General features: G+C 62.1%; 16 protein-coding genes. 5 read left to right on the forward strand and 11 right to left on the reverse strand.

The window, feature by feature from the left end; all coding sequences use genetic code 11:
- Window positions 1-105: 105 nt before the first annotated feature.
- The 9 genes from I6F33_RS30245 to I6F33_RS30285 form a co-directional block, all read right to left on the reverse strand.
- Entirely contained in the window at window positions 106-2,034 is a 1,929-nt protein-coding gene (locus I6F33_RS30245; protein WP_225143643.1) for an AAA family ATPase, read from the reverse strand.
- A 2-nt stretch (window positions 2,035-2,036) separates the two neighbouring features.
- On the reverse strand, window positions 2,037-3,269 hold the full coding sequence (locus tag I6F33_RS30250; RefSeq protein WP_225143645.1) for an exonuclease SbcCD subunit D: 1,233 nt from the start codon (window positions 3,267-3,269) through the stop codon (window positions 2,037-2,039).
- A 5-nt stretch (window positions 3,270-3,274) separates the two neighbouring features.
- On the reverse strand, window positions 3,275-5,401 hold the full coding sequence (locus tag I6F33_RS30255; protein WP_225143647.1) for an ATP-binding protein: 2,127 nt from the start codon (window positions 5,399-5,401) through the stop codon (window positions 3,275-3,277).
- A 7-nt stretch (window positions 5,402-5,408) separates the two neighbouring features.
- Entirely contained in the window at window positions 5,409-6,713 is a 1,305-nt protein-coding gene (locus I6F33_RS30260) for an SIR2 family protein (RefSeq protein WP_225143649.1), read from the reverse strand.
- Window positions 6,714-6,787: 74 nt separating this feature from the next.
- Complete coding sequence (locus tag I6F33_RS30265) at window positions 6,788-7,708, reverse strand: nucleotidyl transferase AbiEii/AbiGii toxin family protein (protein ID WP_225143651.1); 921 nt, start codon at window positions 7,706-7,708, stop codon at window positions 6,788-6,790.
- Window positions 7,698-8,318 (reverse strand): type IV toxin-antitoxin system AbiEi family antitoxin domain-containing protein, encoded by a 621-nt coding sequence (locus tag I6F33_RS30270; RefSeq protein WP_225143653.1) that lies wholly within the window; start codon window positions 8,316-8,318, stop codon window positions 7,698-7,700. Before I6F33_RS30270 ends, I6F33_RS30265 begins: the two co-directional genes overlap by 11 nt.
- Before the next feature lie 210 nt (window positions 8,319-8,528).
- On the reverse strand, window positions 8,529-9,248 hold the full coding sequence (locus I6F33_RS30275) for a DCL family protein (protein ID WP_225143655.1): 720 nt from the start codon (window positions 9,246-9,248) through the stop codon (window positions 8,529-8,531).
- Window positions 9,249-11,732: an AAA family ATPase gene (locus tag I6F33_RS30280; protein ID WP_225144985.1), complete on the reverse strand. Its 2,484-nt coding sequence runs from the start codon at window positions 11,730-11,732 to the stop codon at window positions 9,249-9,251.
- Window positions 11,725-11,952, reverse strand: coding sequence for a hypothetical protein (locus tag I6F33_RS30285; protein WP_225143658.1), 228 nt, complete (start codon window positions 11,950-11,952; stop codon window positions 11,725-11,727). The genes I6F33_RS30280 and I6F33_RS30285 overlap by 8 nt, the downstream gene beginning before the upstream one ends.
- A gap of 247 nt (window positions 11,953-12,199) precedes the next feature.
- On the opposite strand from I6F33_RS30285, the gene I6F33_RS30290 reads away from it, so the two are divergent.
- Both I6F33_RS30290 and I6F33_RS30295 read left to right on the forward strand, forming a co-directional pair.
- Window positions 12,200-13,393, forward strand: a complete 1,194-nt coding sequence (locus tag I6F33_RS30290) for a DUF932 domain-containing protein (RefSeq protein ID WP_225143660.1) — start codon at window positions 12,200-12,202, stop codon at window positions 13,391-13,393.
- Window positions 13,394-13,566: 173 nt separating this feature from the next.
- On the forward strand, window positions 13,567-15,711 hold the full coding sequence (locus I6F33_RS30295; RefSeq protein ID WP_225143663.1) for a ParB/RepB/Spo0J family partition protein: 2,145 nt from the start codon (window positions 13,567-13,569) through the stop codon (window positions 15,709-15,711).
- Between the two features lie 40 nt (window positions 15,712-15,751).
- Here the strand turns inward: I6F33_RS30295 and I6F33_RS30300 are convergent, their stop codons facing one another.
- Complete coding sequence (locus tag I6F33_RS30300; RefSeq protein WP_225143667.1) at window positions 15,752-16,240, reverse strand: hypothetical protein; 489 nt, start codon at window positions 16,238-16,240, stop codon at window positions 15,752-15,754.
- Window positions 16,241-16,420: 180 nt separating this feature from the next.
- Here I6F33_RS30300 and I6F33_RS30305 point away from each other — a divergent pair, with 180 nt between their 5' ends.
- The 3 genes from I6F33_RS30305 (at window position 16,421) to I6F33_RS30315 (ending at window position 23,071) form a co-directional block, all read left to right on the forward strand.
- Window positions 16,421-20,752 (forward strand): strawberry notch family protein, encoded by a 4,332-nt coding sequence (locus I6F33_RS30305; protein ID WP_225144986.1) that lies wholly within the window; start codon window positions 16,421-16,423, stop codon window positions 20,750-20,752.
- Window positions 20,752-21,813, forward strand: a complete 1,062-nt coding sequence (locus I6F33_RS30310) for a toprim domain-containing protein (RefSeq protein ID WP_225144987.1) — start codon at window positions 20,752-20,754, stop codon at window positions 21,811-21,813. Before I6F33_RS30305 ends, I6F33_RS30310 begins: the two co-directional genes overlap by 1 nt.
- A gap of 328 nt (window positions 21,814-22,141) precedes the next feature.
- Complete coding sequence (locus I6F33_RS30315) at window positions 22,142-23,071, forward strand: DUF2493 domain-containing protein (RefSeq protein ID WP_225144988.1); 930 nt, start codon at window positions 22,142-22,144, stop codon at window positions 23,069-23,071.
- A 75-nt stretch (window positions 23,072-23,146) separates the two neighbouring features.
- On the opposite strand, the gene I6F33_RS30320 is transcribed toward I6F33_RS30315, so the two are convergent.
- A complete protein-coding gene (locus tag I6F33_RS30320; RefSeq protein WP_225144989.1) occupies window positions 23,147-23,815 on the reverse strand; it encodes a hypothetical protein in 669 nt (222 codons plus the stop codon).
- Window positions 23,816-24,097 lie beyond the last annotated feature (282 nt).

Raw genomic sequence — 24,097 nt, forward strand, 5'->3', positions numbered from 1 at the left:
GCTTGATATCTCGCAACGCCGAAGCCCACAGCGTCAGCGTATCTTCAACTGACGCGCCACCAATCATCAGATCCCGAATCATGGTCGCCCATGGATTCAGAACCTTCAGGAAGATGCAACTGTAATGCTAGCAGCTATTTCGTTCAGCGCGCTTGGATGCGCAAGATGGGGATGGTCGGTGCTGCCGCACACCGGGCAGGCCAAATTTGGAGCCAGCAGGCTGCGCAGATGAATGGCCTCAGATGAGACCGCCTCGTCGGCGAGCTCTGCGATCGGAACAATTTCCGTACGCGCGGTCCGATCGCGGAGCTGGTCCGCTTCAGCTTCAACGATCTGCCCTTTTGCTGTACTTACCGCCTGCGCCGCCAGCGTGTGTTCCGATGCTCGTCGTGCTAGATCTGCCGATGCCCGAGTATACTGGTCGGAGACGGTACTAGCCTCGCGCAGAGCCTCGAGCGCGCGTTGCAGGTCGATGTCTCGTTCGTGGAGCGTCGCCTCATCGATGCCGGCGAGACTGGCTCTACGATCACCGATTTCACGACTTAAGCCATCCTTTCGCTCGCGATCCTGGGTGAGCTTCTCCAGCAGCGCAGTTATTTCATTTTGCGACAGCGTAGCTGTTTCTTCCGTTGCAGCGGCCGCCTGCCTGGCTGCAGCGTGCTCCTGTTGGAGCGCTCCTCGCTTCGCTAACAAGTCCATCGCATCGCCAAGACGATCAGCAAGAAGAACGCGATCCGATCGGCTGTTTAATTGCGCCGCAGTGGTGCGGTACGATTCTGATGTTCGACCGAGAGTCTCATCAATCGTTGCCAGCGCATCGGCCTTCTCGCGCAGTGTCGCTTCCGCCTGCTGTGATTTTTCCAGCGTATCAATAAACTCAGTCCGAGCTGCCGCCAGCTCAGTGTCGAGCCTTTCGGCTTCGCTCCAAAGGGGACCAAAATTCTTGAGGACCTGTTCTGCCGCTGCGTTGGCGGTTATCGCGTCCGCCAGTTGCGTTGTAGAGTCCGAGTGTAGTTTCTGCGCTTCCTCGCGTGCAACAAGCAAACCGTCGAGGCGGGTTTGGGCCTCCGCTGCCGTCCGCCGTGCATTTTGCAAGTCGCCTGCTAGGGAACGAAGCGGCTCGACAAGATCGAGTTCGGCAAGAGATTGATACTCATCAGCGGCTGCCTCGCGCGCCGCGTGCGCTGCGACCGCTTGAGCCTCAGCCCGTGCGAGGTCGCTGCGGGCGGCGGCGACGCGCTTGAAATGATCTAACCGCCCGCTGTGTTGATCGCGCTCCGCGCCTTTCTGTGCAATGGTTGAAGCAAGCTGCCTCTGCTCGTCCAGCAGCGCCTGCCTGGCTTCGTCATCAAGAAGCCCGATGTCGTCTCGACGCCGCTCCAATTGCTCGACAATTCTTCGTCGTGCGTCCGTTCCATCGTGAACGCGGACCGAGATCGCTGCGTAGATTTCAGTACCGGTGATCTTCTCCAGCAATTCTGCGCGCTCGCTCTCGGCGGCGAGCAGGAAAGCGTCGAACTCGCCCTGTGCGAGGAGCACCGTTCGCCGGAACTGGTCGAATGTGAGGTCGGTTCTCCTCTCCACCGCCTCACGGACCTGAGTCTTACCAGTCGCCACCGCGCTGCCGTCGTCGAGTCGATACAACGAACGCTGCTCATTCTGCAGCCGCCCATTTGCACGCCCTCGAGCCCGATTGGCCTCCCAGCGGACGCGATAGCGCTCGCCGTCCTGCCCAACGAAATCCACCTCGGCATATCCGCTGCCGGCGTCTCGGCGCAGGATCGCCCGGCCATCATGAATTGAAATCGCCTCCCCACTGGGATCGGGCGCATTCTCCCGTCGACCGACGGAGACTCGTGGATACTCGCCATAGAGCGCGAGGCAGAGCGCGTCGAGGATGGTCGATTTTCCGGCGCCGGTCTCGCCAGTGATGGCAAAGAGGCCGGAACCTGCAAGAGGTTCTGCGGCAAGATCGATCTCGAAAGGAGCACCAAGACTTGCCAGATTCTCGCCGCGGATAACCAAGATCCGCATGGCTATGTCTCCGCCTGTGCGCGGTGGAAGACATCGAGATGCGTGGCATCCGGGGCTACGCCGAAGGTGCGCTCAAATGCGAGCTTGAACAGATCCTCCGGATCTCTTTCCGCAAGGCGGATCATAGGATCGGCGGAAGTCACGTCGTTTGACGCCTCGGGTATTGCCGCGACACGGGTGTCGACGATGCGCGCCGGAAAGCTCTCCGCAATGCGGTCGACCTCCTCTCTGAACCCGGGCGATAACCCTTCTCTGGCAAGCCTGATCTGGACGAATGGCTGTTCATGAAGCGGCAGGTCCGATGAGAGGTTCATTGCCGTCAGATGATCACCAAGTTCGCTCAAGCGCATATCTTCCGCCTCAGGAAGGCGGACGAAGGCAACTGGCCGGTCGATCGGGATATGTTCGGATAGAACCGTTGTTCCGTCGAGGCTCACAAGAGTGACCCCGTGCGCGTAAGGCATCTCCGTCGCCGACAAGGGGATCAGTGAACCAGAATAGCGGACGGTATCACGACCGATGGCCTGAGCCTTATGCAAGTGGCCAAGCGCCACGTAGCTCGCTTCCGCCGGGAACACGTCGTGCGGCACAGCATGCTGGCCACCAACTAGAATTCTGCGCTCCGCGCCTTCCGACTCAATGCCGCCCGCAACATGGAGGTGTCCCGTCAGGACGAACGGTAGACCATCCATAGGTCCCCGTAACGTGTCGACCAATTCGGCATAGAGGCTCCGCACGCCAGCGATGACGGGCGAGCCTACTTCACCATCGAGCCGCGTCAAATTCGGAAGGCAGGCTGCGGTTGGGTAGGAGACTGCAAGCACATGAGCAGCTACCGAACCGCTTGCATCAGCGATGGGAACGAGATGACGGGCCGCCTCGACTCGCCCTTCGCGCCGCCGCACATTGCCCACGACACGGATGTTGAATGTCTCCAACAGAGGCCGCGGCGCTTCCAACCGACCAGCTGCATCATGGTTGCCAGCAGCGATCACCATAGCCATGCGCGGATGCGCGCGGCTGAGCCGCACGAGCGTATTGTAGAAGAGCTGTTGCGCTTCCCCGGAGGGGTTTTGGCTGTCAAACACGTCGCCGGCGATGACGAGGGCATCGACATCCCGCTCCACAACGATCTCTTCGAGCCGCTCGAACACCCTGCGGTGCTCGTGCTCCCGAGAGAACCCGCGTAGAGTTTGACCGATATGCCAATCAGCCGTGTGAAGGATACGGATCATTGTCTTTATTCCGCCGGATCTTGCACCGGAGGAGCGCCCGACCATTCTTCAGAGATTGCGCCCCAACCGACGCCACGCTCCTCGGTCAGCGTCCACACCTTCCAGAAATCCGGGTCCGCCGACTGCGGTCGCTGCGCATCGGGCAATTCATCGACCTCAACTAGCACCGGGATCGGCGCTGCCCAGCCCAAGAGAACCGCCTGGCGGGACGGAAGACTCGGCAGTTCGCGCAGCAGTCCCCCGACGTTGTCTGGGACAAGACGGGCTACGAGGTTCTGGTCGGAATCGTTGACGATTCGATGCAACAGAAATGTGTTGCACTGCGCGAGAACCGTTGGAGAAAGCTCCGACGGTCGCTGCGACGACAGGACTAAGCCCAATCCAAATTTTCGACCTTCGCGAGCGATCCGCTCGAACGCTTCGCGGCAGAGCCGGGATGCTGAAACAATATTTGCGTCATCCCCACCACCCCCGCCGCGCACGAACGTGTGCGCCTCTTCAAGCACTAAAACCGTTGGAAGTGCCTTGCCCTGAGCATGTTGCTTTCGATATCTCTGAGATGCCTCAAAAACCAGTCTCGCGAGGACGGCAATTACGATGTGAGTGGTTTCCGAGGGTACCAGCGACAGATCCACAATCGCAACTTGACCGTTTTCAGCGTTAGACATTCCGAGCAAGCCCGAGAGCCAATTCTCGAGAGTCGGCGGGTTCTCGGGCGCTATCACTTGCGCGAGCTGCCGATCGGCCAGCATTGAGCGTATTCGCAATGTTAGTGTAGCAATAAAGTTCGCGACGTTCGGGTTTGCTGAAGTGTCTGCCGAAAGGGCTTCGACATGGTCGGCAATTTTCCGAACATCAAATGGCGAGGGAGCGTCTTCGCTGATTTCTTCTTCAGCCGCTACCGGTGGCAGAGCCTGCTCGATAAGATCAAATAACGGAAGAAAAGCGCCAAATTCCGCGGCATTTGGCGCGTTGTAATAGAAGCGTTGGTTTTGATTATTCCAAACCGCGTGTGCGTCGAAGAAGGCCTTTGCGGCGGTCGCCAAGGTATCAAGATGTGCGCTTGCCAAATCTGCGGCCGGGATACGCCCATGAAAGTCCCGCATCACTTCCGATAGGTTCTTGTACGCTTGGCAGCAGCCGAGCAGCCCAACATAATCTGTGTAAGATGCGCCCGTACCATCGGCGATATATGCGAGAATGCGAGACCGATAGAGACGAACTTGCCTTACTATACCAACGTGGATGGGCTCCCGGAGTGTTCGCCCTGCACGCAAATTTCTCAGAGCTTGCATAAGCAGCGGTCGCTGCGCTCCCGGCTGGGCTTGGGTGACTGCGCCCCATTCATGGCTGTTCCACATCCACGCCGGCAGTGTTAGTGGGTTGTGCTGGTCTCCAGGCTTGAAGACACGCACCCTATCGGGCAGATCGGTAAACGCCCGAGCATATTCACCATTGGGATCTAACACGATGAAACGCATGTTCGGCATTTTGGTCGAATCACCAATTGCCTTGCTAGCTGCTTCCATCGACCACCGAATGAGTCCGGCAACCGTGCAGGACTTTCCACTGCCGGTGTTGCCCAAGACGGCGAGGTGGCGCCCAAACAACTTATCTGGGTCCACCATGATCGCCGCATTTGCTGCCATTGGCGACGAGCCAATTCTAACTCTCTTGTCGTCGGCTCGCGCTCCGACAATGGCTTCGATCTGTGCCGACGTCGGTATTAAGACCTGATCCCCGACCGATGGAAATGCGACGACGCCGCGGGTGAGTTCGTATTTGGTCGTTCCCGAGCTGCGTTCGCGCCGGAAGGTGAGGGTTCCGACCGGGGATAGCGACATTTTCCGAAGCGGAAACGGCAGATCGATCAGGCCGAAATCTTTGAGCCCAGCGCGCTTCGGATAGGGAGAGCGCTCGATGCCAATCCAAGTGATGTAGGCAACCGTCGCTCCAGCTTCGTTAGGGATAAGTACGTATCCGTTCAGACGTGGAAACCCGGCCGGTACGCCGGTATTCAATGCCGTGGAGTGCGGAGCATCCAGCTCGAGAAGCGCCCGAACCTCATCAGGCGCGACCGACTCGACCACACCTACCACAAGACCTGACAAACGTTCGATTGGAGTCGTCATGATCGCCTCACGCCACGCCAATTGAGGACGCCGGAGGCGGTACCGCTGGCGGATCGCTGGCTTTCGGATCGCCCGGACGATGCTTCAACAGTTCGGTCATGCGGCCGGATATGTAGTCGAGCGCCGGTTTTGGCAGATAGTTTGCGACTAGTGTTTGAAGGTCAGAGAAATGAGGCCCGATCATCAACGAGACCTGCGCATTGCGCGTCTTTTCTACGAATGCTTTGAGGCGATCGTCGGCCGAATAGGCCATAATCACCAAATGGGTCGACGGGATCGTGAGCATATCGAGCAGCACTCGATTGACATGATCGTCGCCGAACCCATAGCCGTAGGTCACGACAACGACGTTAGGTCGGCAAGCTGCGGCCGCAAAATCGCGAAAGAGCTCCGCATATGGATATTGCGTTGTTTCGACGTCCTTCGCAGGATTGGGGTAGATCATGACCGTATCGACGGGTTCTTTGGGAATGTCGGTATGATCCGCAGGCGCTCCGAATGGGATGCCCTTGCGATAGATTCGCCGTTCGTCCTTATCAAAAAACCAGTCCAGTGAACCATGGAGCTTAGTCAGGCGAATGACGCCCTCCATGAACCGCGGCTCTCCCCGAATGCCGGGTGGATTGTAGTGGACATCAACTTCAACGCGCGATGCTCGGAAGACCGGGTTCAGGGCACCGACGAATCTATCTATGATCCGAAGACCTGCAAAATCGCAACCATGTTCGATCAGGCGGTCGTAGTTTGTTGTGAAGATGTGCAAACGTTCACGAGATGCAGCGCGGCTCGCAAAACTCAGCAGGAATGATTGCAGAGCACCTTGGGCAGCATCTTTCGATGCGGGATCCTTTCCAGCAACAATCCCGCTTTCCGTCTTCAATAATGAAGTGAGAAAGCCAGACATCTGGGCGTCGATGCCCTTCTTGAGGGTTTGTTCTGCTCCCTTGTCGATGACTCCCAGCCCCTCAAGCAGAGCAAGCGCACTTCGAAACTGATCTTCGATGTTTGCCGCACCTCTTTTCATCGCCGTTGCTCCGGCCTGGGCGTGCGCATCGATCGCGGCGTCATATGACGTGCCAAATGTAACCTTGGCCATGCCTGTGGTCCCTACGCCCGCCAGGTAACCAACCGCTGTGGTGAACCCGCTGCCGAGCAGCAGGTTGAGGTGCTCTGCTTGGAAGACAGCAGAGAGCCACGGCTCGATATGCTTTCGAGCACTATTGGTCAGGGTGTCTAGTTCATCTGGGTCAGTGGGCAGATCGTGCCAGGCGCCTGAGTGACTGCCTACGCGATAAAAGTGCTTCTTATCCATACTTCCCCCAACCGCGATCGCGGCTCTTTTCTCCATCAATCGCGCCATGCGGAACGAAGTAAATTATCATCCCGCTATGCCTCATCGATTGCTGCTCCCGGCGACCATGGCCCGCTCGGCGGCCAAATTCGTTCTTCTTTCGATCCGACAACCAGCGGCATCAAGAAGAGGCGGAGATCGGCGACGGTAACGGCAAAAGCATTCGGTGCGGCTGCCATCCGATCGCGCCCGAGGAAGGCGTGCCACTGAGCAGCCCATGCTTCCGCAAATTCATCGGTCAGACCGATCGGGACAACGGATGGGAGGACCGTTCCGCGACGCTCGAAGGTCCGCTGAATTGCCTCGGCAACAGCGGCCCGGCGAAGTTCGAATGTTCGGGAGATTACCCAGAGATCATAGAAGTCCTTGAGCCGACTGTTGGCGACGCCGAGCGTCACGAGCGCTTCGAATTTCTCAGCCACCACTGTTTCGACCGGATATGCGCGAAGGTGCGGCGTTGGGGCGTCCAGCAGGGTGGGATAGTCGATCTCGACGGCCGCGGGTGTAATGGCGTCGCCGAAACCGATGTCGACCTGGATCGGAATTCGCGCCCCGGCGATAGTTGCCGTTGTGCGGACCCGCACGCCACCATATTCCAGCTCCTCACGAATCGGGGTCGCCATCAGCGCTGCGACATCAAACGTCACACCGTCATCGACAACCGGCTGCGCACAAATGGCCCGGAAGGTTTCGGCAATGGCTTCGGAGTCGCGGTCGCCGTGGCCAAGCAGATCCAGATCGCGCGTAGGCCGAAACGGATCGGCTATCCAGGTCACGAAGAGCATCGCACCTTTGAGGATGAAGCGGTCGCGGTGCGTCGACGCGCTTAGCCGGTAGAGCAGACGCTCGAGCGCATATCGCGTCAGGAGGATCTGGAAATCCGATCGCTCGGCACGTGCCCGATCGAGGAGCCGCGCTCGCACTGATGCGCCGATGTTGCGAGGCTCACGCGCCATCGGACACCATTGCTTCGACGTAGGGACTCATGACCGACCAGACCCGCACCTTGCGTGCGTAATGCCAGAGTTGATCCGGCTTGCATCGGCGACGGCGGAGGCCTTCGCGCAGACCCTCCATCGCGACGTCAAGGCCGATCTTGGTCCGGTAGCGAAAGCAATCGACAATTGTCCTCGCCGGATCCGTGATAGGAACGTCGACATTCTCAATGCGGTGACGCTCGACCCCTTCGGTAAGCGCCGATCCGGTGAATCGCACGAACCGGATAGGTGGATAATCGATCTTGGGTCGCCAGGCGGCGCGATCGATCGCCATCCATACAGCCGACGGCATCTGCAGCGTCAGTTCGTGGTATTGGAGGGCCGAGGTAAGGCAGACCACACCCTTTGGAACCAGGACTGCTGCCTCAGCGAGGGTATGGGCAGCCTCGAGGTGGGCGTCGGGGAGTTGATAGAGGCCACGCGCTGGGCGGACGACTGCCTCCTCCCGAACAAGACGGGCAAGCGTCTCCGGGCCGATGCCTTCGGCGACGAAATCCTTCAGCCGGAGCATTCCTCGGGTCTTCAGGAGGTCGAGCGCACGAAGTCGCTGGGCGCTGGTGGACGGCATGGAGTGTGACGTTTCCTCTGATCTGGAAATATATAGCAGAGGTTTTATCACAAGGTGGTTGGCTTGGGAATGCCCGAATCCTCGGCCATCCCCGTCCTTATTCGAAGCTTGACCGAGAGGTGTCGGACGACGACATGGTCGCCGACCTAATATTTTCTTAGTGCCCGATGAGACGGGAACGCGCGGCGAAGCTCTCATGACCGGCAGTCGCTATCCTGTCAGGGTAATCCGGCCATCCTTCAGCCGATGCCGACTGGCTTGTGCCAGATTGACCGTATTCCGCACGAATTCGAGCCGCGCAATCCCAGCGTGGTAGGCTCGAAACGCCTCGCTCAGGGCATTATCCGTCACCTCAGGCGAGACTTGATCATCCTTGCCTGTCGTGAGCGGCACATCGTCGAGTGATAGCCCGCGCCCGCAAAGAAACGTCCTCACGATGACCTCGAAGGTCATCGGTGGACGGTGATCCATATGCGCCTCGTCCCGCGCGATGCGTTCGCCTGTCACGGCGCAAGAAACCAGACCGTCAGAACCGCTGTGGATGGCGAAGAAGTTATCGCGGGCCTTGTAGAGATCGAAGCGCACCGCACGTCGAAAGGCTTGGGCGACCTCCTGCTTATGGCTGGGTGGTCGCTGGGAGATGCAGTGCGGATAGGAGAAATCCGTGCCGCTGCCGTCGGTGCGGATGATCCGGAAGCATTGCGTCCCATGCTCGGTCATCATGACCTGAAAATGGCTGACGCCACAGCCCACCTTGGCAACATATTCGGTGTGGCGTTCGAGAAGAGCGGCAACGTCGAGGCCATCCTCATCGCTCACTCGCTCACCGGGCTGGTAGCGGTTCAGCATGGCCTTGAAGAACGCCGTTGCGTCGCCTTGCTTCTCGAAGCTGCGTGTCGCCAGCTCGACGGGTTTCGAACGCCCCGCCATTCAAGCCGCCCCTGCTGGTGCTGCCGCAAACTCGAACTGCGCCTCGCAGCCATTATGCGCACATACCGGCTTTTTGAGAGTAAAGGGTCGCTGGAATTTCGTTCGACTGCACTTCTTGCAGGCAAACTGGCTGCGGAAAGTCTTAAACTCCTCCCAGCGCGCTTTCTCGTCACCAATCGAACCGTCGCCATAGGGCCCGTCCTGGAAGTGGCTGCCGAAATTTTCGATCTCGCCCTTCACCAAACTGTCGAGGAAGCGATTGTTGACGCCCGGCACCAGCGCTGGCACCAGCTTGGCATCCTTAAGCAGGCCGGCGAGCGCAGAGGCCAATTCGCTGCGTTCGTAGGAATAGGCCCTCTCCAGCGGTCGGATGCGGACGCTGACCCCGAAATCCCGACAGATGCCGAGAAGCCACTCCTCCTCCGCCTGGCGCATCTCGTTGGCCGCCGACTGGCCCGCTGCCCAACGCGCCTCGATCATCTCATCGCTGACCTTGTGATCAGCGAAACGCGGCCCGTAGGCCGGATCGAGGCCAATGATCCGGGTGAAGTGCCACGCTTTCGCCTCGAGCTGATCCTTCAAATAATTGAAGAACCGCTCGTCGTGCGTGGTGATCAGGATCTGGCAGTCTCCGAACATGGTGGCGATGAGTCCGGCAATGGTGCGCCTATGATCCGCATCGTAGGAGGTAACGATGTCGTCGAGCGCGATGATGGGCGCGCCTGCATTAAATTGCTTGATTGCCGCCATGCGCAACGCCAGCGCCACCGAATGGATCTGGGAGTCGCTCAAATAGCCACCCGGCTGCACGCCCGTGCGGTTCTTGGCGAAATCGATCAGCAGGTTGAGCCGCTGTTGGTTCGTGTCATCTTCCGCCGGCAGCTCCAACCGGATTGACGCGGCGCTCGCGCCCTGGATCCGCTTGTAGATGTCGTTCATCGGCCTCTGAAGCTTGTCGAGCAGAGCTTGCACCTTCTTGCGGATCTCGGCCGAGATTATCGTCGCCTGCGCCGTCAACGCGTCAGAGAGTTTCCCCAGCTGAGTTCGCGTCCGCAGGGCGAGGTCCCGCTCGCTCTGTAGCTCCAGCAGCCGATCGATCTTCGTCTTGGCTTTGATATAGGTGTGGTCGCCTTGCTTCGACTCGATGTCGACGATGGCCTGATCGAGCATAGCGAGCAGCTTGGCGATCGAGGTAACGATATCGGCCGAGGCCGGCACGGCAGCCTGAGGCCAGCCGGCGATGCCAGTTTGATATGCGATGAGATTGGCTTTCAGTTTCGCTTCATCGTCGCCAAGGAGGCCAATAAGCCCCGGTAACGCCGCCACCAATTGGGTATGAGCTTTGGTCGCCGCGGTCTTGGCTGTGTCGAGCACCTTCTTGGCGGCGGCATAATCGGCCAGCTCTTCCAGATGCTTGGCGATATGTCCTCGGATGGCCCCGGCACTGCCCGCCGCCGTGTCGGCTACGGGCGTTTCACAGACTGGGCATACAGCAGGCGCCGGTACACCTTCGGCGAAAAGCGGCTCTGCGGCTTTCCACAAAGCCTGAAACATGGTGCTCGCCGCCTTGCCGCGCTCCTCCGCTTCCTCCGCGACGGCGGCCGACAGCGCCCCCAAGGCCGCATCAAAGGTCGGAATCGCGCCGCTGACGACGGTCTTGCCGCTCTCCGCGTCCGTTACCTCCGACCACAAAGCGGCCGCCGCATTGCTGATCTGACGCAGGCCTGCAAGCCCTATCTTGTTCTCTTCGGCCTTGGCTCGCACTTTCAGCTCGATATAGGCCGGATCACCAGCCGTCAGCGCCACCAGCACTAGCGCCGCGTCGAGCGGGGCCAGGACCGACGTGTTGGCGTAAGCGAGGATCTCCACCGAATCCCAAGCTTTCACCACCTGGGCCGTCTCCCGAGCAAGCTGGGTGTCTGCACGCTGTAGTGCCGTGCCGTCCTCTGAGGCAGCCTTCACCTGCGTGCGCAGCGCGCGAATATTCTTCTGCACCTCGACCAGCGGGCCAAGCTGCAGCCAATTGGCGACATCCGTGTAGCGCTGTTCGGGCGTATGGATTTCGACGAACGTGCGCAGCGCATGCCCGCGGATGATCGGCGGCACCGCGAAGCAGGCGTTCAAAGTCGCGGCCACCGCCGGTATCGGTCGCTTCGCCCCCGCCGCCGCTCGGCTACCGTTGGTGGCATCCTTGCCCGAAACGACGCCAATCGTGACCGCCGGAGCGATCTTCGCTTCCTCCGACAGATTGTGCGCCATTGCGACGGGGCCGGCCTGGTTGTTGATAGTGCGCTGCCCGAGCCTTTCGAGTGTGCCATCCTTGGAGAACATGAATTCCAGCGCATCGATGACACTGGACTTGCCGCTGCCATTCGGCGCGAAGATCGCTAGGCCACGCTTCTTGCTGAAATCGAATGTCTTTGGTTGGAGATACGCGCGGAATCCAGAAAGTCCCAGGGACTGGAGGAAGTAAGGGTCAGCCATTGGCCACCTCCGGTTTTGGAGGATTGGCACGTTCGCCTGCGAGTTTCAGGATGGCATCCTTGGCCTGAGCGACGGCGTTCTGAGCGGGCGCCGCCTTCAGGATGTACGTCTTCAGGATCTCCGCTAGGCCGGCATCGACACCTTCTCTTTGCTTCAGGCTTTCTCCCAATGTCGTAAGAAATGCCTCCGGCGAATCCGCCGGCTCTGCTTCACCTTCCACGCATGTAGCCCCCAGTTGTTTGCTTCTGACAATACACCGCGACTAACCAAAGGTGAATGACGCTTCCCTTGAAACTACGTGCCTTTATGGGGAAAGCTTTCCCCTGCGGCCGAGCCGAGGTCTCGGCCGACCCCTTCTGCGGGGAGACCCCGCAACGCCCCCGCAGAGTGAGAGTTTGGAAGGGATTTCCGTGACGGGTTGAGTGCCGAGAGAGAGGCTCACGGCGCCCGTCATGGAGTCTAACCCCATGAACATGAAGGTTCTCGATGCCCGCCGTGACATGAGCGGCGGATACAAGGTGGATGTCAGCCGCGGCGACCGGATCGGCCGCGTTTCCTCCGAGTGGTTTTCGCGTCCGGCCGACGAGCGTTACCTCTCGCTCTCCGAACTGGCGGACTCGGTACGCGGTCGGTCGGAGCGCAGCCGGACGCGCGTGGTGGAAACCGCGCTCATCCATGTCGAGGCGAGCCGGACCGACCCGGAGCGGTTGTCTCTTATCTTGCCCGGCTCTGACACGCCGATTGCACCGACCCACTGGAGTTTCGGCCAACTCGCCAGCCTGGTCGGAGCGCCAGCGGCCTACCTCCGGCAGCTTCCGGCACCGCTGGCCGGCATCAATCTGCAGTACGGGCTGACCTCCCATTCCGCCGAGCAGGTGAAGACGCTCGAGATCGAAGACGGTCGCGTTGAGCTTCGCGCCGTTACGGGCCCCGAATACGGGCGAATCTTTGACGACGAACTTGTGGCGGCCGTTCAGCGCATCGCGGGCAACGGCACAGGCGACACGCGCTGGAAGGTGCCGGGTGTCCTCAACTGGACAACCGGCGTCTATAACCCGCGCGTCGACATCACCCAGGACACAACGACCCTCTACGCTTCCGATCGAGACGTTTTCCTCTTCCTGGTCGACGACCTCAACCCAATCGAGGCCGGGCGGCTTCCCGACGGTTCGCCCGATCTCTACTTCCGTGGATTCTACTGCTGGAATTCCGAGGTGGGCGCGAAGACGCTCGGCATGGCGAGCTTCTATCTCCGCGCCGTCTGCCAGAACCGCAATTTATGGGGCGTGGAAGATTTCGAGGAGATCACCATCCGCCACTCCAAATACGCGGCCTCACGCTTTGCCCAGGAGGCAGCGCCGGCGCTGGCCAGCTTTGCCAATTCCTCACCGATGCCCTTCATCAACGGCATCAAGGCGGCCCGGGAGAAGGTCGTCGCCCGCACCGACGACGACCGCAGCGAGTTCCTGCGCAAGCGCGGGTTCTCTAAGGCCGAGACAGCGAGGATCATCGAACGGGTGTTGTCTGAGGAAGGGCGCAAGCCCGAAAGCGTGTTCGATTTCGTGCAGGGCATCACAGCGGTTGCGCGCGGCAAGACCCATCAGGACGCACGACTCGATCTCGAGACGCGCGCGAAGAAGTTGCTCGATCGCGCAGGCTGATACCCGGAAAGCCGGAGATACGGAACGGCGTGTCTGGCAGCTTCGTGCCTTTCCGTTCGTACTGATCGTCCATTTGCGGCGCGGCCCTTGAGAGGAAGAGGGCCGCGCTGCGCTTCGTGACGGGTTGGAGGACCAAAGAGAGTCTTTGGGCCGCCCGTCGCGGAGTATCACCTATGGCTAACGTCGTTCAGAAGATCACCCTGTCGTCCTCGCGCGACATTCCCTTCAATAAGCTGGTACTCAGCCAATCGAACGTCCGGCGCGTGAAGGCCGGCATCTCCATCGAGGAGCTGGCCGAGGACATCGCCCGGCGTACCCTGCTCCAAAGCCTCAATGTCCGGCCGGTCCTAAACCCCGAGGGCACCGAGACCGGGATGTTCGAGATCCCGGCCGGCGGACGGCGCTACCGTGCGCTGGAGCTGCTGGTAAAGCAGAAGCGCCTGGCCAAGACCGCGCCGGTGCCTTGTGTCGTACGCGACCCGGCAACCACCATTCTCGCCGAAGACGACTCGCTTGCGGAGAATATTCAGCGCGCGCCACTCCATCCGCTCGACCAGTTCCGGGCATTCCTGGCTTTGCGCGAGAAGGGGCAGTCCGAGGAGGACATCGCCGCTGCCTTCTTCACCTCCGTCAACGTCGTGAAGCAGCGCTTGCGCCTGGCCTCGGTCTCACCCGCGCTGCTCGACGCCTATGCCGAGGACGGCATGTCGCTCGAGCAGTTGATGGCTTTCACCGTCAGCGCAGATCATGGACGCCAGGAGCAGGTCTGGCAGGCCATCTCCGGCGCTTGGCAGAAGGAGCCCTATCAGATCCGCCGCATGCTGACGGAGAAGACGGTGCGCGCCTTTGATCGTCGCGCCATGTTTGTTGGCCTCGACGCCTACGAGGCGGCCGGTGGCGTGGTGCTGCGCGACCTGTTCCAGTCCGACGACGGCGGCTGGCTCGAGGACGTCGCTCTGCTCGACCGCCTGGTCGCTGAGAAGCTGCAGGCAGAGGCGCAAACAATCGCCGCCGAAGGTTGGAAGTGGATCCAGCTCGCGATCGACTTCCCCTACGGCCATACTCGGGGCTTGCGCGAGCTGGACGGCGTACCCGCCGATCTCACCGCCGAAGAGCAGGCGGCCATCGAGGCGCTCAAAGCCGAATATGCCAAGCTCGAAGCCGAGCATGACGGCGCGGATGAGCTTCCCGACGAGGTTGACCAGCGACTTGGCGAAATTGAGACGGCTCTCGCTGTTTTGAACGATCGACCCGTCATCTATCAGCCCGCCGACATCGCCCGCGCGGGCGTGTTCGTCGGCATCGACGCCGAAGGCAAGCTCTTGGTTGATCGCGGCTACGTCCGACCCGAGGATGAAGTGCCCGTGTCCGAACCAGAGCAGGGCAGGGGCAGCGAACCCGATGCCGCGGCCCTGGACGGCGACGAACCATCAGCGCCCGTTGTCCAGCGCGCCGTCATCACCATCGGCGGGCAGGTCGCGGATCCCGAGGACGAGGACGACGATGCGGTGAAGCCGCTGCCGGACCGCCTGCTGACCGAGCTCACGGCAGAGCGGACGCTGGCGCTACGCGACAAGCTGGCGATCACGCCTTCGGTCGCTTTCCAGGCGGTGCTGCACAAATTCTGCCTGGACGTGTTCTCCCGCTATTCCTCCTTTGGGACGGCGATGGAGGTCTCCGTGCGCAGCGTCAGCTTCCCCGTGCAAGCGCAGGGCCTGAAGGACACACCGGCGGCCAAGGCCATCGACGCGCGCCACAAGACGTGGGAGGAGCGCCTGCCCAAGGACAAAGCCGGTCTTTGGGACTGGCTCACCAGGCTGACGGGCGACGAGCAGGCGGCGCTCTTTGCGCACTGCGCCTCATTCGGCGTCAACGCGCTCTACGAGAAGGGCGACCGCTACGGCGGCGGCGCCACCCCGCACGCCGTCGAGCAGCGGATCGCGGATGCCGATCGCATCGCCCTCGCCGTCGACCTCGACATGGTGGCGTCCGGTTGGCGACCGACCGTCGAAAACTATCTCGGCCGGGTGCCGAAACGCCGCATCCTCGAGGCGGTGCGCGAGGGTGCCGGCGAGCGGGCCGCCCAGCTCATCGACCATCTGAAGAAGGGCGACATGGCCAAGGAGGCCGAACGCCTCCTGGCCGAGACCGGCTGGCTGCCCGAGCCCCTGCGAATGGCCGATGCCGACCAGGCGGCGCCCGGCGACGCCGCGGAGTCCGAGGGCGATGACGAAGCGCTTCCGGAATTCCTCGCCGGGGACGACGAGGAAACTCCGGCCGATCAAGCGGACGAGTCGCGCATGCTCGCCGCCGAGTAGAAGCACTGGCTGGGGCGACGAGGTTCGCCCCAGCCTATTTTTATGCGCTGCGAGCCACCCGTGGCTGCACCCGCAAGCCGTCGATCCAGATCGCGATCCGGCCGACGGCCACGAGGCCGGAGGTTTCCGCCACGAAGCGCCGTACCGCCCGCGTGCTGCTGACTTCGAAGCGATGTCGATAGCCTTGGGTTACGGCGCGATCGGTAAAGCCTTTCAAAGCAGCAAACCCTGCCGCTTCCTGAATCTCGAACTGAACCCTCCAGCGCGTGCGTCGCGGCCGAACATCATCGAGCACTTCGACGCTGATGCGGTGCTTGCTCCCGCTGCGAACGGTGACCGGTTCGATCTTCTTGGTGGGAAACCTCAAGATTAGAGCCATCAAATCCTCCTTCGTTGTGTGAAGCGGTTCGATGGTCTTGTCGGGGCCCGTGAACCGCATGCCGAGACCCGCGCCCTGCGCAAACGCGCGGGGGCAGGTCAGCGGCAGCCTGTTGACCAGGCCGTTCAGCTCTTGAGGCTCGCACCACAAGCGGTTCTTGCTGCGCGAACGCGCAGCGACCCTGACGCAGCAGAGATAAGTTCCTGGCCGCAACGTTTCAAGGCATCGGGCAGAGAGTGAGAGAGGGGCCGGGAAGGATTTGAGCCGGTCCGGTCCGAGAGGAGAGCGCCGCCGGCTCGCTCCCTCTCGCTCTCCTTAAGGCTTCCCCTCATGAACCACCTTTTCTCGATCGCGGCCGACGAGGCCGCCCCGATCTCGCCTGCGCGCGCGCCCGAGGGCGTCAGCGTCATCATCGCTGCGGCTGAGCAGCTTCTCCCTCATCTTGAGCATGGTCGACGCATCGACGCCGCAATCCTGCGCGCCGTCATGGAAGCGGCCTTCGGCGCATCCGATGCGACGGGCGCGTGGGATTGGAAGACGGCCTATGACGTTTGTGAGGTCGCCACCGTCCTGTTCCTGCGCAAATACGGAAAGGCGCTCTTCCGCAAAGCCGCTTCTCCGGCTTCACGACTTTCCGCCTTGGGCAAGATCGCGGAGCTTCTGCCGACCCACACGCGCCGCTCTGCCGAGAGCGAGACTTTCCAGCAATTCTCGACTCCGATTCCGCTCGGCCTGGCTGCGCTGACCGCGGCCGCCATTACGCCGGCGGATCGCGTGCTGGAGCCGTCCGCAGGCACAGGGCTGCTCGCCATCCTAGTCGAGATCGCCGGCAGCAAGCTCGTGCTGAACGAACTGGCCGAGACCCGCGCCATGTTGCTCTCCTCCCTCTTTCCGGCCATTTCCGTCACGCGCTTCGACGCGGCTCAAATCGACGATCACCTCGATCCCACGGTGGTCCCGAGTGTCGTGCTGATGAACCCGCCCTTCTCGGCGATGGCAAACGTCTCCGGCCGCATGGCCGACACGGCGTACCGTCACATCGCCTCGGCCCTGGCGCGTCTCGCCGAAGGCGGCCGGCTGGTCACGATCACTGGCGCAAACTTCTCACCCGAAGCCTCAGCCTGGCGCGACGCCTTCGCCCGATTGCAGGAACGTGGCCGGGTGGTGTTCACCGCCGCGATCGCCGGCGCGGTCTATGCCAGGCACGGCACCACGATCGAGACGCGCCTCACCGTCATCGACAAGGTGCCTGCCGATGACCCGAACGGTTTCCCGGAGTCGCCGGGAATCGCGCCCGACGTCGCGACGCTGCTCCGTTGGATCGGCGAACACGTTCCACCTCGCCTGAGCGTCGCATCAACCGGTCTGCTCCCCGTATCAACCGCGTCAGCGCCTCGCACCGTGCGCGGCTATCTGGCACGGGCGGCCGGGCAGACGGCCAAGCCGTCGGTCGCCGACCCCGAAGCGGTTGACCTCGTCTATGAGACGACAGATTGGGCGCCGCCCGAGGGCGCGCGCCTCAGCGACGCTATCTACGAGGAATACCGTCTCCAATCCATCCGGATCCCCGGCGCGCAGGCGCACCCGACCAAGCTGGTGCAGTCGGCCGCGATGGCCTCGGTCGCACCGCCGAGGCCGAGCTACAGGCCCCAGCTGCCGGCCAACCTCGTCAGCGACAGCATTCTCTCCGACGCCCAGCTTGAGACGGTCATCTATGCCGGCGAGGCGCATGGTGACTATCTCGCCGGCGCCTGGACGGTTGACGAGACCTTCGACCTTGTCACGGCCGCCCGCGATGATGCGCCGAACGCCGTTCGCTTCCGTCGAGGTTTCATGCTCGGCGACGGGACCGGTGCCGGCAAGGGTCGCCAGTCCGGCGGCATTATCCTGGACAACTGGCTGCAGGGTCGGCGCAAGGCGGTCTGGATCTCGAAGTCCGACAAGCTGCTCGAGGACGCGCAGCGCGACTGGTCCGCGCTCGGCATGGAGCGTCTGCTGGTCACGCCGCTCTCGCGCTTCCCTCAAGGGCGCGACATCCCCTTGGCCGAAGGTATCCTATTTTTAACCTACGCTACGCTGCGGTCCGACGACCGCGGCGAGAAGCTTTCGCGCGTCCGGCAGATTGTTCAATGGTTGGGCTCCGACTTCGACGGCGTCATCATTTTCGACGAGAGCCATGCCATGCAGAATGCCGGCGGCGGCAAGGGCGAGCGGGGCGACGTCGCACCCTCGCAGCAGGGGCGTGCGGGCTTGCGCCTGCAGCATGCGCTGCCCAATGCCCGCGTCGTCTATGTCTCGGCGACCGGCGCCACCACGGTCCACAATCTCGCCTACGCCCAGCGCCTTGGCCTCTGGGGCGGCGAGGATTTTCCGTTCGCCACGCGTGCGGAATTCGTCGAGGCGATCGAGGAGGGCGGCGTCGCGGCGATGGAGGTGCTCTCGCGCGACCTTCGCTCGCTCGGCCTCTACACTGCTCGCTCGCTTTCCTACGACGGCGTCGAGTACGAGCTCGTCGAGCACCAGCTCACCGACGAGCAGCGGCGCATCTACGACGCCTATGCCGGAGCCTTCAGCGTCATCCACAATCACCTCGACGCGGCAATGCAGGCCGCCAACATCACCGGCGAGACCGGCACGCTCAATCGTCAGGCGAAGTCCGCCGCGCGCTCGGCCTTCGAATCGGCCAAGCAGCGCTTCTTCGGCCATCTGCTCACCAGCATGAAGACGCCGACCCTGGTCCGCTCTATCGAGCGGGACTTGGCCCAGGGCCATGCCGCGGTCATCCAGATTGTCTCGACCGGCGAGGCGCTGATGGAGCGGCGGCTTGCCGAGATCCCGACCGATGAGTGGAATGACGTGCGCGTGGACATCACCCCGCGCGAGTACGTGCTGGATTACCTCGCCCATTCCTTCCCGGTTCAGCTCTATGAGCCCTTCACCGACAGCGAGGGCAATCTCTCATCCCGGCCTGTCTTCCGCGCCGGCCAACCCGTCGAGAGCCGCGAGGCCGTCGCCCGCCGCAATGAGCTGATCGAGCACCTCGCTTCGCTTCCGCCCGTTCCCGGCGCGCTCGACCAGATCGTGCAGCGTTTCGGCACGGACATCGTGGCGGAGGTGACCGGACGCTCGCGGCGCGTGGTGCGCAGGGGTGACCGCCTTGCCGTCGAGAACCGTTCAGCCTCCGCCAATCTCGCCGAGACCGCTGCCTTCATGGATGACGTGAAGCGCGTGCTTGTCTTCTCGGAGGCTGGCGGTACGGGTCGCAGCTACCACGCCGAACTCTCGGCGCGTAATCGCCGGCTTCGCGTCCATTATTTGCTCGAGCCGGGCTGGAAGGCCGATGCCGCGATCCAGGGGCTCGGTCGAACCAACCGCACCAACCAGGCGCAGCCGCCTCTATTCCGCCCCATCGCGACCAACGTGAAGGCGGAGAAGCGGTTCCTCTCGACCATTGCCCGCCGGCTCGACACGCTCGGTGCCATCACGCGCGGCCAGCGCCAGACCGGCGGCCAAGGTCTGTTCCGGCCCGAAGACAATCTTGAGAGCCACTACGCCCGCGATGCGCTGCGCCAGCTCTACCTGCTGCTCGCGCGCGGCAAGCTAGAAGACTGCTCGCTCCAGACCTTCGAGGACGCCACGGGCTTAAAGCTAGTGGACGACAACGGCATCAAGGACGAGCTGCCGCCGATCACGACGTTCCTCAACCGCCTGCTCGCGCTCACCATCGACCTGCAAGGTCTGCTGTTCACGGCCTTCGAGCAGTTGCTGAACGCCAAGGTCGAGGGCGCCATCGCCAGCGGCGTCTACGACGTCGGCCTGGAGACACTGCAGGCCGACAGCTTCGTCGTCGCCGATCGGCACCCGATCTACACGCATCCCGCGACCGGGGCAGAAACCCGGCTGCTCACGATCACGGAACGCCGGCGCAATCGCCCCATGACGCTGGATCAAGCGCTCGATCATCTCGCCGATGCTCGCGCGGTGCCGCTGGTCAACGAGCGCTCGGGGCGTGCCGCCGTGCAGATTCCGGCGCCGAGCTTCATGCTCGATGACGGCGAGATCGAACGCCGTGTCCGGCTGATCCGCCCCATGGAGCACCATCATGCTTCGATGAAGATGATGGACGAGAGCCACTGGCAACCCGCGGATCGCGAGACATTCGCCGCAAGCTGGAACGCTGAAGTCGTCGACGTCCCCGAGTTCGCTGAGAGCACCCTCCACATCGTCGCTGGCTTGCTGCTACCGATCTGGAAGCGCCTTCCGAACGAATCGACCCGGGTTTATCGGCTTCAGACCGACGAGGGCGAACGCATCATCGGTCGCAGGGTCTCGCCGGTCTGGGCGGCGAATGCTTGCGCGACCGCGACCTGCAGTTTGACCCCACACGAGGCGTTCTCGGCGCTGATGGAGGGACGCACCGTCCTTAACCTCGCCGAGGACCTGCAACTCCGTCGCGTCCGCGTGATGGGCGCCCATCGTATCGAGCTGTCCGGCTTCACCGATGCGATGCGTGAGCGGCTGCGCGCGTACGGCCTCTTCAGCGAGATCATCTCGTGGAAGCTGCGCATGTTCGTGCCGACTAACGAGACCGGTGCCGTGGTGCTGGCAAAGGTGCTCGACCATTATCCGGTCGCGCGCGTCAGTGAGCGGGAAGCCGCCTGATGGCTCGCGACAACGCCTCCGAACTGGCTCACCGTCTCGCGCGTGAGGCGGAGGCGGTGTGCCGCCATTATTTGTCCAACGGGCGCCGCCAGGGTCGTTACTGGATGGTAGGTGACGTCCGTAATACGCCTGGTCGCTCAATGTTCGTGCGACTCAAGGAATCGGTGAAGGGACCCGCGGGCAAATGGACCGATGCCGCCTCGGCCGAACATGGCGATCTCCTCGACGTGATCCGCGAGAGCTGCGGTTTCACCAGTTTTCGTGATGTCGCCAATGAGGCGCGACGCTTTCTGAGTCTGCCGCGTTCAGAACAGGAGCCCGAGCCAAATCACCGCCGGTCGCGAAAATCGCCTGTACCCCTCGGATCGCCAGAGGCGGCGCGGCGGCTCTTCGGCATGTCGCGGTCGATCACAGGGACACTCGCAGAAACGTATCTCCGCAATCGCGGCATTGCGGCTTTGCACGAAACTGGAAGTCTGCGCTTTCACCCACGTTGCTACTACCGGCCCGACGACCACAGCCCGACCGAGACCTGGCCGGCGATGATCGCCGCCGTCACCGATCTCTCCGGCCGCCTGACCGGCGCGCATCGCACCTGGCTTGACCCCGAAGGCTTCAGCGAGACGACGCTCGGCAAGGCGCGGATCGACACGCCGAAGCGGGCGATGGGCGACCTGCTTGGTCACGCTGTTCGATTTGGCGTCGCTGGTGAAGTCATGGCAGCCGGCGAGGGAATCGAGACGATGCTCTCGCTCCGCAGCGTCCTGCCGACCATGCCGATGGTCGCGGCCCTCTCGGCGGCGCATCTCTCCGCCATCCTTCTCCCGGACACGCTTCGCCGGCTCTACATCGCCCGCGATGACGATCCTGCCGGTGACGGCGCCATGGCGACCTTGATCGATCGGGCGCAGGAGGCCGGGATCGAGGCAATCGTGATCTCGCCACGGCTTGGCGACTTCAACGAGGATCTTCGCCTGCTCGGATTTGACGCCCTTCGGGCCGCGAGCCGCATGCAGATCGCGGCGCAGGACCTCGCGCGCTTTATGGAGCTGGCGACATAGCCGAAGCGGGAGGAGGGGCGATGCGGCCGCTTCGTCTCAGCGAGGTCGGTGGTCATGCTTCTACTCGGCGGCCGGAGAGAACCGCACCCACGGCCTTCTGAGAGGGCGATCGGGCGGCAAGCGGCCCGGACCGGCAACCTCGTGGGCCGACTATTTTCCGTCGGCGGCAGAGCCGCCTTTACATCGCGAGGCAAAATAGTCGGCCCCCTTCGGTCCTCCGCTCCGCTTCGGCCTTTCGCTTCGCTGCGGGTGCAAGTCCGTTCCGCCTGCCGCCTTCGTCGCCATGAAGGCCGCGATGGGCGCGGTCGATCCGACGAGGGAAGCCGCAATGACCACCGACCGCGACAACGACTTCGAGCCGCACCACAGCTCATCCCCGACCGACCAGGTTCTCCAGGAACTCCAGCTCTATGGCTACCGTGCCTTCCAGGACGAGCCTGATCCGAGGCCGCTCCCCGAAGGTCACATCCTCGCTGGCAGCGTCGCGGACATCTTCGAGGCCTTGGTGGTGGCGCTGTCCGATACCCGTCTCGAGCCAGACCTCGAAGACCTGCTCTGGTCGACAGTGAACGTCTTCCACCGTGCCATCGACAGGGTCGAGCGCGAGCTCGACGTCAACGAGCTGGCGCAGCAGCGCTCGCAGCGGGAGCAGGACGGCAGCGAGATCAAATCCGTCGAGCTGGAGCGACTGACGGCAGAAGGGCAGACGCTGATCGAGCGACGAGGCGCCTTCGAGCTGATGCGCGACCACGCCGCCGATGAGTTCGAACGCCACACCCACTCGAGTTGGTGGCCGCGCAACGGGTCGAAGGTCAACCACCGCAATCTGACCGCCGCGATGATCGATAGCCGCGATTTCCTGGCCGCGAAGAAGCGCGCCGACAACCAGGTGCTCGTGCCGCCCGGCCCGAAGGTCGCGCTGACAGGCGGTCTCGACTTCAGCAACCACCGGCTAATCTGGGCTAAGCTCGACCAGGTGCACGCCAAGCACCCGGACATGGTGCTGCTGCACGGCGGATCCCCCAAGGGCGCCGAGTTGATCGCCGCCAAATGGGCCGATAGCCGCAAGGTCCCGCAGATCGCCTTCAAGCCCGACTGGGCCAAGCACGCCAAAGCCGCTCCGTTCAAGCGCAACGATGCGATGCTCAACGAGCTGCCGATCGGCGTGATGCACTTTCCCGGCACCGGGATCCAGGACAATCTCGCCGACAAGGCCAAGAAGCTAGGCATCCCGGTCTGGAAATTCGGCGGCGCGTGAGCGCCGCCGTACGTTGTCGTGCAGAATTACGCGTGAGCTCAGGGTCCAATCGCGCCATGAAATAGCTAACGGCCTTCAGGCGTCCTCATCATAATAGTACGAGTCATCAACGGCGCCCGATGTCTCCAGCTCCGGCCGCCTATAGCCGATTCGACCGGCCACGCGCTCAAATGTCATCATTGTCGTAAAAGCGATCGAATCCCCGTGGAACGGCTTATCCGGATCGTTCTCTCCATTGAGAGCACCTGAGACATTTGCCACAAGCACATCGTCTCCGACGTTCAGGCTTACTTTGTCGATGTAAAGCTCGTCAAAAAAAGCATTCGTCGTTGCCATCTCACCCGAGAGAGCGTCCTCAATCATCATGGGATCTTCTTGAATGAAGGACACCTCGATATACTCTTCGAGATCTCGGGTGTACCAAACCTCACCTGAAAGGTAGCCGTTTTTACTGAGAAAGCCGGAGAGCTGCGACGCCAGTTCGTCAACATTGGGTAGGCCCACGGGGAGACCGTTGAGCTGCTGCATCCGGTGGTCCATCAAGCGAAGATCAGGTATTAGGATCGCGGCTTCGTCCAAAGCAGAAAGCTGGTATTTGGGTTCGGCCCTTAAAGCCGCTGCGGTGCAATAGCCAAAATACGCAGCCACGATCTCGTGGGCGTGACCTGACCCGAGCTTGCCGCCGGTCGGATTGTTGAACGTCATACGCAGAAAGTCTGCGCAGTCCTTTTGGATGGTAGACATGGCAAATCCTATTCACACCGGCGTCTTAGTGGCAGTCACAAGCGCTTCATGACCACCGCGCGCCGGCAGAATGGTTGCCGTTCGGGTGTTCGATTGGGAAATCGAGATGCCGCCTTTTGGGTCGCTTGCAGCCCAGGCGATCGGCTCCTGACGCTCAATATGGTGACTTTGTCGGTCGCGCGCAACCGGATTTGTGATGATTCCGATTCCTGGCGTTTGCTGCTATACAGCGTTCGCGCCGTGGTGGTGGTGGAAGGCGCGACCGTCAGACCTTTATCTCAC

This window comes from Bradyrhizobium sp. BRP20 (genome assembly GCF_020194215.1).
GTDB lineage: Bacteria > Pseudomonadota > Alphaproteobacteria > Rhizobiales > Xanthobacteraceae > Bradyrhizobium > Bradyrhizobium yuanmingense.